Origin of the sequence: Cryobacterium sp. M91 (assembly GCF_002929615.1) — a bacterium.
In the GTDB taxonomy this organism is placed as follows: Bacteria; Actinomycetota; Actinomycetes; order Actinomycetales; family Microbacteriaceae; genus Cryobacterium; species Cryobacterium levicorallinum.
This window is the reverse complement of the sequence record NZ_PJJT01000065.1, coordinates 21,762-31,248: the sequence shown is the minus strand read 5'-3', so window position 1 is coordinate 31,248 and position 9,487 is coordinate 21,762. Positions and strand designations below refer to the sequence as shown.

Sequence of the window (9,487 nt, the reverse complement as noted above, 5' to 3'; positions counted from 1 at the left end):
CTTGCGAACGCCACTCCGTTCGGGCTCGGCTCCTACCTGTTTACGACCGATCCCGAGCAGGCACTGCGGGTCGCCGACCGCATCGAGGCCGGCATGGTCTACGTCAACCTCGTCGGCGCAGACAGCGCAGAGCTGCCATTCGGCGGGGTGAAAAGAAGCGGCTTCGGGCGCGAACTTGGACGCTTCGGTGCCAGCGAGTTCGTGAACAAAAAACTTATCCGCATCGGCTAACCCATCGCAGACCTCCGCGGCCGACGCGGAGATCGCCGTTCAGTCGCCGATGCTGCGGCGTGTGAACATCGCGCGTGTAGCCTCGCGGATGTCCTACCGCTCTCGCAGCGCCTGGCGCAGGTCGTACTCGCGCTGTTCCTTAGCAACCGCGAGTTGAACAAGTTAGACCCACAATGTAACCGAACGAGTTTGGGCGGCTACATTCCGTTGGTGGCCTTGACTCGATTAACCAGATCGCGCCAGGGCCCGTTCACTTCGGGTTCGGGGGTTGAGCCGCATTGGAACGGTTAGTCACGTTTGGGTGTCTCGCGGGCTTGGGCTGGCGGGTTCTTGCAGCCTTACCGGACTCACTCGGGTGTGAGTGTCGGCTGGGTGAAGGTCTTGTGGACGACGCCGATCGAGACTCCCACGGCGGTGGCGATGGTGCGGATGGGTTCGCCGCGTGCGCGGCGGGCGAGGATGGCAGCTCGCTTGTCGCCGTCGACGACTGGTGGCCGGCCCCCGACTTGACCGCGACGACGTGCGGCTTCTAACCCGTTCTTGGGGTCTGAGACTGGAACGGAAACGTGCGCTAACAACAGCTGCGCCGACCCGGAACTCGCCGTGTTACTTATTCCGTTTCGTGAGCTGACCCCTCTAAACGTGACTGACCGTTCCAATGCGGCTCAACCCCCGTACCTGCTCCCTAAGAGGGTGGCCTGAGCGTTCCAGCTATTGGGTTTAGGGGCGTGCAACCCAAAGGTCTCGGTGCGGCGAAAAGGCCCGAGGACACGGGATGATCTGAGGATCCGCGCAGGACGTCCGGACCGTTCAGGTTGAGAGCTATTGGGTCCGGCTCAGCCATTCGTCAAGACTCGTTGTTGCCAGTCGGTGCGATAGGACCGGGTCATTTCCAGGAGTAAGGGACGTGTCGTTGACGTTGCCGCCGAAGTATCCGACGGCCGGGTCTGTGACAATTTTGCGGATATCTCCGGCCTTGGTCAACACGCGCCGTCCGAGCTCGACGATGGGGAGGGCTTCGGGGCCGGCGAGTTCCCAGGTGTTATTGGTCGGGGTTGTTGTCGCAACTTCGGCGAGGACTTCGGAGACGTCGGCTGCAGCGATGGGCTGCATGAGCACTGGAGAAAGTCGTACCGTCATCTCGTCAGCAGTTCCTTCAGCGATACCGGCGAGAAATTCGAAGAACTGCGTAGCACGGACTATCGAGTACGGAGAACCGCTGTTCTTGACGATGTTCTCTTGGGCCACTTTGGCGCGCATATAGCCAATGTCGGGCATCCGATCCGCGCCGACAATAGATAACACTACGTGGTGCCCCACGCCAGCGAAATTGGCTGCGTCAACGATAGTGCGAGTCGATGTTTGGAAGAACTCCAGCACAGCCTCGTCCTCCAATAACGGCGAATTCGGAATATCGACGACAACGTCCGCACCGGCAAACGCCTCGGCAACCCCTTCCCTGGTCAGCGTGTTGACGCCCGTTGAGGGTGAAGCAGGGACGACGTCGTGGCCCGCATTGCGCAGCAACTCGACCAAAGGCTTACCAATGAGTCCAGTTCCTCCGACGACGACGATCTTCATGTGCTTCCTTTCAAGGCTCTTCAGACCTAAGCGGGTAACGTACGCCTCGCGACTGCAGCCCGCGTATCGGCGAGTACACACCCAGCGTACTCACCGGCGTTGGTAGACAGGGTCGCGAAACTCAAAGGCATTGCGACCCTGGTAATGTGCGGGGCAGGTATGACCCCCGACCTGACACCCTCTCGACAGGCGGGGCAGACACCTCAACCAAGTTGCAGTGGGTTTCAAACCACTTGCATCAGGTCAAATGAATGCAATCGTCGAATATTTCACTTTTTCACGAGTCACCCCTACTACTGGCCAGAACCAATATCTACGCGGCGGAAAGCTGCCAACGGCTTTCCGGGTTGAGTACCCCGTCGTCGACATATTCGCGCGCCTGGTGGTGATCGGCCCGACCATCCGGTGAACGCGGATAACGCGGCCAAACGCGCTCACCGGGTGTGCTCGCCTCGAATAGTGGTCGACTCGACACGTGGGGCCGGCGCGGCCGCTGCCGCGGGCTACTGGTCATCGTGGCGTGTTCGGCTTGCCACCACGCCCACACCTCACGCTCCGCCCCATACAAGTCGCGCCGGGCGTCGAGCATCCCCTCAACACCTAGAACGCGAGCCGCCAAGGTGCGTAAGTCCCGCCGTGATCGAGTCCAGCCCTCCGGGTGAGTGATGATGAGTCGGTGTCGGCGGAGTCGACTCAAGATCGTGGCGGTGTGCCGGGAGGAAACCCCCAGGAGCCGGGCAGCAGAGTCGATCGTAAGGGCCGCGTGCTCGCGCAGGAGTGTGTAGATCCTTCCAGCGAGGTGTCCCAGTCCCTTGCGAGTGAAGAGGTCATGGAGCTGGTCGGTCAGTTGGTTCTCGATCATGCGTACCAACTCGGCCCTTAATGCGAAGAGTTCGCGAGGGGGGCGGGGGTTATTAGATAGTTGTGACCGGACTGTGTCAGGGGCTGTGGAAAACGTGCCGGTTAGCTCCCATTCGGCGGCATTTCCTCCGTCAGCATTCCGCACTTGCTGGATGAATCCGGCCTCGGTGAGGGCGTGGAGGGCAGTTGCCGCGGTCGTCCGGCCCAGGCCCGACATCAGAGCCAGATCGCGGATGGAAGCCGCGACAGCGTGCTTCCCGGTCTGCAGGGTGAGGTAGGCCAGCGCGATCAGGATGGTGCGCTGGGAAATGGCCGCCTCGGTGCGTCCCCACCGGCCAGCGTTGACGCGAAGGCGGGTCAGGAGCTCGTCGACGTCGGTGACGATCGCGCCTAGCTCGGTGAGATCTTGGGGTTCCTGCGCGGCGGGGAGCGGGCGCTGAAGCGCCGCGTACTGCTGCGCCTTGGCCCACTGGCGGGCCAAGCGATCGCGGGCTTCGCCCGCACTGCGGGGCCTCCGCGTGCCGCGGCCCGTATTCTTCGTGCGGAAATGCTCCATACCGGGAGCAGTCTTCGCCGCGTGCTCTACGTCACCGAGCGTCCACCCTGCGCTGGCGGCCGTCAACAGGCACATGAAAGCCGTCCACGACGGGTTACTACCCCCATCAATGGTCGCCATGTGGCCTTCCCCCGTCGTGCTGAGATCCCGGTGAGTGCGGTGCGCGCCATTGACCGGGCCAGAGGGCCGGGTATCGACGTGCCGGAGAGCAGGTTTACGCTCTCCCAGCACCACGGCAAGCCGTTCCAGTTCCCCAGGCATCGTTTTCAGCGCCGCAAGGACATCGGCGCGACCGCGGAGCACGGTCGAGGTGCTGCCATCCCGGTGCGGAGCCCCAGGTGGACGCGCGGCGCCCTCGGCCGGGTTCAGCAACATGCCATGGTCGAGAGTGTCGTACGTCGCGTGCGCCTCCCGCGCCACAGCGGCGACGATCGCCGGCGAAGCCCCACCCGCAATACCAATCCACACATGCCGGCCGCCACCCGCCGACGACTGACAAACCACGTGAGCGATCGAGAGCTCATCAAGCACACCAGAGAGGGCGTCACAATCGTCGACGGCATTCTCCACCGCATCAGAAGTCTTCGCGTCAAAGTCGAAGCACAGCAACCGGAACTGATGCGCAGCATCGGTTAGACGGATGCACCACGGCGTGGTGGGTGCGTCCGGCCCGACACGGAACAAACGAGGGTATTGGTTGATGTGTAGCTGACCGTCGGCCTCACGCACCATGACACGCACCTGGTCGCGCGGACTGATGCGGCGCGTCAAATCCCAGGCAGTCCACCGGTCGGAAGACACGCCCAACGGGGTTTCAATCACGGAAACGTCGTCAAAACGGTATATATCGGTTACTATGGTGTCATCTCCTTCGATTCAACTCTTGGGGGCATGAAAGAACCTCCCGTGAGGGCTGGTGATTTTGATTAGCTCGGACCTCGGCGCCTGGAAGCAGAGAGGGTTTGAGCTACGAAACTTGTGTCGGCCCGTCGCGGAAGCGGCGGGCCCTTTCGTTTAAGCCACGTCTAAGATGGGCAGCTCCAACCTGTTTGCGGCAAAACGAGGCAAGCCGCCGTGTTGCTTGGCGACTTGCCGTAGGAGAAGGTCAACGTAGAGTGCTTCTGAGAGACCGGAAGCCTTGGCGGCCTGCTCGGCTTCTTCCTTGATTTCCTTCGGAATGCGCCAGCGAGCCTCTACGAGATCATTGCGTTTCGCAACGCGTGAGCGGCGCTGCACTCCCTTGTTTGCTGACATGGATCCATCATGGACGTTAAATGCGCGCATCTACGGCTTCTTCGACGGCGTGTCGGGAGTTTTGCCCTGTGAGAGCTGTTGGTTGCTGGTTTCTTGGAGTCGTTGTCGTAGTTGGGCCTTGTGAATAATCCAGCGATTTCCGACGTGATATGCGGGGATTTCGCCCGTTTGTAGCCATCGGTAGATGGTGGGCTTGGTCTTGTCGAAGAGGCCCATGAGGTCGCGGAAGCTCAGTTCGTCGCCATATGTGGCGAGCACATCGACGGGGGCCGGTGGGCCGGCAGGCGCCTGGTTGCTGGTGGAGTCAAGCCACGCACGAATTTCAGCTTTGAAGATGATCCAGGAACCGACGACCTGGTGCGCGGGGATGATGCCGCTGTGGAGTCGAGCGAACACGGCGGGTTTTCCGACGTGGAGAATTTTGGCCACGTCGGTGGTAGTCAGCGTCTCTGGGTAGGTGTCCCAGTATTCATCGTCCATCAGGGGCGGTGTCTTTCATGTGAAAATCCGGTTCGGATATGCGGCAAACGGTCACCGGGTCGGTCCGTGCTGGTGGGGTGAATATCAGCATTGTTATCCACACCACTTATGGCATTATTCCAGCAGGTCACCCCCATTTTTATGCCCGGGAGCCTGCGCGTCTGATTCGGGGTCATAAATACTGCCTCTGACACGAACCTGCCGGACACAATTCCATACCGAACAAGGTGAAGTATTCCTCCGGATTCACAAACCCCGCCGACGCCAACGGACCGCCCAGATCCTCACCTGCTGTGAGGGTGTTCACGGCGTCATTTGTACTGCCCGCCGTGTTGATGCGAAGGTCGAGGTGGCATCCGGTGGAGGGTCCCTCGTTGCCAACGAGCGCGATCGGCTGACCGGTCGTGACAGTGTCGCCGACCTGTACGGACACGTCGGAAAGTTTCATGTGCAGGTAGGAGACGGTGTAGCCGTCCGAGGATTTGATCGAGACCTGGTAGCCGGCAATGAGAGTGACGGTTCCGCCGGTGATCGCGTAGATCTGGTCACCGCAGGGGTTTGGGTAATGCTGCAGATCAGCGGCGGGGTGCCAACTGCTCGCTCCCGCGACAGGGCTCTCCCTCGGTCCATAGTCGCCGGTCATATTGAAACCGGCGCTCAGCGGCAGAGCGACGGCGCCACTGGCGCAGCCACCACCAGCGGCACCGTCGCCGGCGAGAGCGGTCACGATCTGGTCGGCTGCGCCGAAGAAGCTTTCGTAGTGGAATGGGTCGGCGTTGCCCTGCACCTGGTGAATGGCGAGGGTGGGCGCGAGGCTCTGCCAGTCGGCCACGCCGACCAGGCGCTCGAAAAACGCGGTCGCGGCATGGGTGGGGTCCATCACCTCATCGCGAGTTCCCCACGTCCCCAGGCGCCACTGCTGTTGGAATAAGCCCAGTGAACTGGTGGGGGTGCCGTCCGGGTTAGTGACACCGGTCAGATCGTCGCCGTAGCCAACGTTCACGAGCGAGCTTTCCCCCATGGCGGTCATCACCCCGAGAACTTGGGCAGTGCGGTCCAGTGTGAGAGCACTCGCTGCGTTCATGATGTGCGCGGCGTTTTTCAGCTGCTCGCCGGAGTAACCAGCGACGGGATCGGTGGGCACCGTCTCGGGGTCAACCGTCCCAGCCAGCCCCGTGCACGCGGCGGTCGCTGCCGTGCCCGAGAACACGAGAACGATCAACAAGAACACCGTCGCGACCAGCGCGACGGGCGCACCAATGAGAATCAGCGCGCCTGTCCCTTTTCCGTCAGCCACCGTTATCCCTGTGCGGGTCGGATTCGGTCAGCGAGCCATGGCACGGACGCGCCTGGGCGGCTCAAGCTGACGGTGTACAGGCCCGCGTCCGTGGGAACCTGAACGATCAGTGCAACCTCGGTGGAGCCTTCCAGAATGGTGCCAGCACCGGTGACCTGGTGTACGGGGACCTTCGCCGGGTCCGTTCCTTCATAGGCTGCCGCGCCCGTTTGGGTCAGTAGCGGGTACATGTTGTTCATCCACGTCGTGGCATCGAGTGCGGGCTGCCCAAACGTCGTAACGACCTTTTCAGCTGTGGTGATCGCGTCGGCTCGGCTGTCCGTTCCCGCTTCCGGCACGGGCAGCACGCTCGCGTCATCGGTGCGCGCGTCAGGTACCGCGGTTTCGGACGGCGTCGACGGTACTCTGCTCGCACTCGTCGGCGGGACGACGGTCGGCGACGCCGTGGCGCCGACACATCCAGTCAGAGCGAGGGCAGCAGCGAGGTACACCATGGCGACCAGTGCGTGCTTCACAGGCCGTCCGCGACCGCTGCGGTGACCTGCAGCCACGCTTCTCGCGTCGCCGGGGCCAGAGCGTCGTAGCTCAGCGTTCCCCCGTCGACCAGTGCGGGGTCGTGGGGCACGTCGAGCACGGTGCGAGTCAGGGACGCAAAGTGGCCGTGCAACCGGCGGTTCAGCTGCGCATCGGCGACTTTGGAGGGGGAGGCGAGAACGGTGACGGCGTTACGCACCTTCTCTTCGTGGCCCTTTTCATAGAGTCCGTCGACCAGCCAGGCGGCGCTGGCTGCGGTGTCCTCACGGATGGTGGAGACGATGACGAGCTGGTCGGCGGCGTCGAGGGCGGCTTCCCAGTTGGAGGCGCGCATGTTGTTGCCGGTGTCAACGACGATGACCCGGTAGAACCGGCTCAGGCTGGTGTGCAACTCGTTAAACGCCTGACCATTGATCGTCGATGATGCCGCCGCGTCCTCATCGGAGGCGAGCACGTCGAACTGAGTGGAGCCCTGTGAACGAACATAGTTGTCGAGGTCCCCGACCCGGGCACTGCGGAGGTCGTTGAAGCGGTCAAGATCGCGGAGTAGATCGACGGCTGTATTGCTGTGGCGGGCGGGCTGCGCCCGCCATCCGAGCGTCCCCCGAGTTTCGTTGTTGTCCCACGCCAGCGTGTAACCACCGCGGTAGGTGCCAAACGTCGCCGCCAGTAGCAACGTCGCGGTGGTCTTATGAGCGCCACCCTTGGGGTTGATGACGACGACCGTTCGGGGTCCACGCAGGCTTTGCTGGACCCGATCAATCGCGCCCCGATGCGTGAGCTCGGCTACGCCCGGACCAACCGAGACGAGGCCGCCCGTCAGCCGGCGCACGGTGCCCTGCCACCCCATCACGGCCGGCCCGACGAGGGCAGCGGGCTGAGATTGCAGAAAGTCCTGGAGCGTCAAACGGGCAGCTGGATCCCCTGGACGATCAGGATTTTCTGGCCGCTCAGGGGTCTGAGAATTGTGGAGGTCCGGGCCCACGACCGGGCTGGGCGGGTCCGTTATCGGAGCGGGGACGGGCGCGCCTACCGTTGCTGCAGCAGCAAGGTCGGAGAGCGCTTCTACGTGGCCGTCGGGGTAGACCGCGAGCAGTTGTTCCCCGAGCCGGTCGCGGGTATTCAACCGAACGGGGCGACCCATGTTGGTGGCCGTCACCGTGACGAGGGTGAGAATTTCCGCCCGCACCGCCTGTTCATCCGCGCCGGCCACCGACTGCATCACTCCGTTGATCGCGACGGTTCCCGTCGCATCGGCTGCAACGGTGGCCTCAATCCTGGGGAATATGGGAACGGTCTCGATCATGACGTGGGGCCTTTCTCGTCGTCCTCTGAACCGTGTGCGGAGTCGTCGTTGTGATGACCGATCAGGTACGCGCGCAACTGATCGCGGGCAATCCGCCAGCTCTTGCCGATCTTCACCCCGGGCAACCTCATGGCCGCATCACTACTGGTGAGCAAACACCGAACGTTACGCGGCTCCAACCCCAGCACGCACGAGACGTCAGCCACGCTCAACATGTCGCCGTAGCGGCGCAACATCGAGTCAGGCCACATCATCAGCGCTGTTGTCTCGTCCACCCTCCGAGCGTAACCGACACATAAGGCAGATGAGTGCATAAACGTATAAGTACGCATCACATAGGTAATATGAATACAAGACGTTAGAACCCCCATCGCGGGGTAGAACACGAGTCTATGTGAATGAAACGAATGAGCATGAATCAGGACAGAGGGGGAGCGGCATGAGTACGAGCGCAAATCGGTGGCTCATTAGCCCTAACCCGTCCAACGAACCCGACACCGCCGCGCCCGTTCCCACGCGACGGGACGAGCGTCACGGCGCGACCGCGCCGCAACCCGGCATCCCCGTCCCTGACGCAATGGACCGGCTGCCGCGACGCGACGCTGCATGGCCGGCGACGATCTGGTGGCTCGGCGTCCACGGCGGCGCGGGGGAATCCACCCTCGCCGACCTCACAGCCGGCACGCGGCCTTGCGAACACGCCTGGCCCATTCCCACCACCGCCGGCACAACGCATCGCGTCGTCTTGGTGGCGCGGACGAACTACGCCGGCCTCCTCGCGGCGCAACACGCCGCCACAGAGTGGGCAGCGAACACGCTCGGCGACGGAATACACCTCGCCGGCCTGGCACTTGTCGCCGACGCCCCCGGACGTCGACCCACAGAGCTGCGCCACCTCGAGCACATCATCGCCGGCGGCGTCCCCCATGTGTGGAACCTGCCCTGGGTCAACGCCTGGCGCCTCGGACCCCCAGACACGACCGCCTCGCTGCCCAAAGAATTCCACGAGCTCTTCACCGACCTCTCCCTCACACCGACTCGCGCCTCCGCCCACACCTGAAAGGTCTCAATGTCCCTCTCCCTCGTAGCCGCCCACGCCCTCACCACGGTCGGTCAGCTCCTCACCGCGCTTCCCGACCCGGAGCCGCTGGCCCCACCCGGATTTGAAGCCGTCAGCACAATCCTGGCCTGGGCCAAATGGGTGGGCTTGATCGCCGCGATCCTGGCCCTGATCGCCGTCGCCGTGATGTTCATGTTCAACTCCCGCCGCGGCGAAGGCGGAGAACACGTCAAAACATTCGTCAGCATCCTCGTCGGCGTCATGATCATCGGAGCAGCAACGGCACTTGTCGGATTCATCTCCGGCTCCTAACACTGGTATCAATCG

12 protein-coding genes are annotated in these 9,487 nt (G+C 62.9%); 3 read left to right on the top strand and 9 right to left on the bottom strand.

Annotation, left to right across the window (positions count from 1 at the left end; translation table 11 throughout):
- The coding region (locus CXY80_RS02475) for an aldehyde dehydrogenase family protein (protein ID WP_146070643.1) at positions 1-231 on the top strand (231 nt) is incomplete at its 5' end.
- A 347-nt stretch (positions 232-578) separates the two neighbouring features.
- On the opposite strand, the gene CXY80_RS02465 is transcribed toward CXY80_RS02475, so the two are convergent.
- From CXY80_RS02465 to CXY80_RS02425, 9 genes are all read right to left on the bottom strand, one after another.
- On the bottom strand, positions 579-809 hold the full coding sequence (locus CXY80_RS02465; RefSeq protein WP_199182211.1) for a hypothetical protein: 231 nt from the start codon (positions 807-809) through the stop codon (positions 579-581).
- Between the two features lie 244 nt (positions 810-1,053).
- On the bottom strand, positions 1,054-1,812 hold the full coding sequence (locus CXY80_RS02460; protein WP_104131476.1) for an SDR family oxidoreductase: 759 nt from the start codon (positions 1,810-1,812) through the stop codon (positions 1,054-1,056).
- Positions 1,813-2,125: 313 nt separating this feature from the next.
- Positions 2,126-4,051 (bottom strand): hypothetical protein, encoded by a 1,926-nt coding sequence (locus tag CXY80_RS02455; protein ID WP_104131475.1) that lies wholly within the window; start codon positions 4,049-4,051, stop codon positions 2,126-2,128.
- A gap of 192 nt (positions 4,052-4,243) precedes the next feature.
- Entirely contained in the window at positions 4,244-4,483 is a 240-nt protein-coding gene (locus CXY80_RS02450; protein WP_158251533.1) for a hypothetical protein, read from the bottom strand.
- 30 nt (positions 4,484-4,513) lie between these two features.
- A complete protein-coding gene (locus CXY80_RS02445; protein WP_104131473.1) occupies positions 4,514-4,963 on the bottom strand; it encodes a helix-turn-helix domain-containing protein in 450 nt (149 codons plus the stop codon).
- A gap of 172 nt (positions 4,964-5,135) precedes the next feature.
- Entirely contained in the window at positions 5,136-6,260 is a 1,125-nt protein-coding gene (locus CXY80_RS02440) for a M23 family metallopeptidase (RefSeq protein WP_104131472.1), read from the bottom strand.
- Positions 6,261-6,262: 2 nt separating this feature from the next.
- Positions 6,263-6,775 (bottom strand): hypothetical protein, encoded by a 513-nt coding sequence (locus tag CXY80_RS02435; RefSeq protein ID WP_104131471.1) that lies wholly within the window; start codon positions 6,773-6,775, stop codon positions 6,263-6,265.
- A complete protein-coding gene (locus tag CXY80_RS02430; RefSeq protein ID WP_104131470.1) occupies positions 6,772-8,100 on the bottom strand; it encodes a cobalamin biosynthesis protein CobQ in 1,329 nt (442 codons plus the stop codon). Before CXY80_RS02430 ends, CXY80_RS02435 begins: the two co-directional genes overlap by 4 nt.
- Entirely contained in the window at positions 8,097-8,375 is a 279-nt protein-coding gene (locus CXY80_RS02425; RefSeq protein ID WP_146070642.1) for a helix-turn-helix domain-containing protein, read from the bottom strand. The genes CXY80_RS02430 and CXY80_RS02425 overlap by 4 nt, the downstream gene beginning before the upstream one ends.
- 164 nt (positions 8,376-8,539) lie before the next feature.
- Between CXY80_RS02425 and CXY80_RS02420 the strand changes: the two genes are divergently transcribed.
- Together CXY80_RS02420 and CXY80_RS02415 are read left to right on the top strand one after the other, a co-directional pair.
- Entirely contained in the window at positions 8,540-9,160 is a 621-nt protein-coding gene (locus tag CXY80_RS02420) for a DUF6668 family protein (protein WP_104131468.1), read from the top strand.
- 9 nt (positions 9,161-9,169) lie between these two features.
- A complete protein-coding gene (locus CXY80_RS02415) occupies positions 9,170-9,472 on the top strand; it encodes a hypothetical protein (RefSeq protein ID WP_104131467.1) in 303 nt (100 codons plus the stop codon).
- Positions 9,473-9,487 lie beyond the last annotated feature (15 nt).

Excerpts from the sequence above, each read along its gene's own strand:
- CXY80_RS02460 (WP_104131476.1), bottom strand. The coding sequence starts at position 1,812 with ATGAAGATCGTCGTCGTCGGAGGAACTGGACTCATTGGTAAGCCTTTG.
- CXY80_RS02450 (WP_158251533.1), bottom strand. The coding sequence starts at position 4,483 with ATGTCAGCAAACAAGGGAGTGCAGCGCCGCTCACGCGTTGCGAAACGC.
- CXY80_RS02445 (WP_104131473.1), bottom strand. The coding sequence starts at position 4,963 with ATGGACGATGAATACTGGGACACCTACCCAGAGACGCTGACTACCACC.
- CXY80_RS02430 (WP_104131470.1), bottom strand. The coding sequence starts at position 8,100 with ATGATCGAGACCGTTCCCATATTCCCCAGGATTGAGGCCACCGTTGCA.
- CXY80_RS02420 (WP_104131468.1), top strand. The coding sequence starts at position 8,540 with ATGAGTACGAGCGCAAATCGGTGGCTCATTAGCCCTAACCCGTCCAAC.
- CXY80_RS02415 (WP_104131467.1), top strand. The coding sequence starts at position 9,170 with ATGTCCCTCTCCCTCGTAGCCGCCCACGCCCTCACCACGGTCGGTCAG.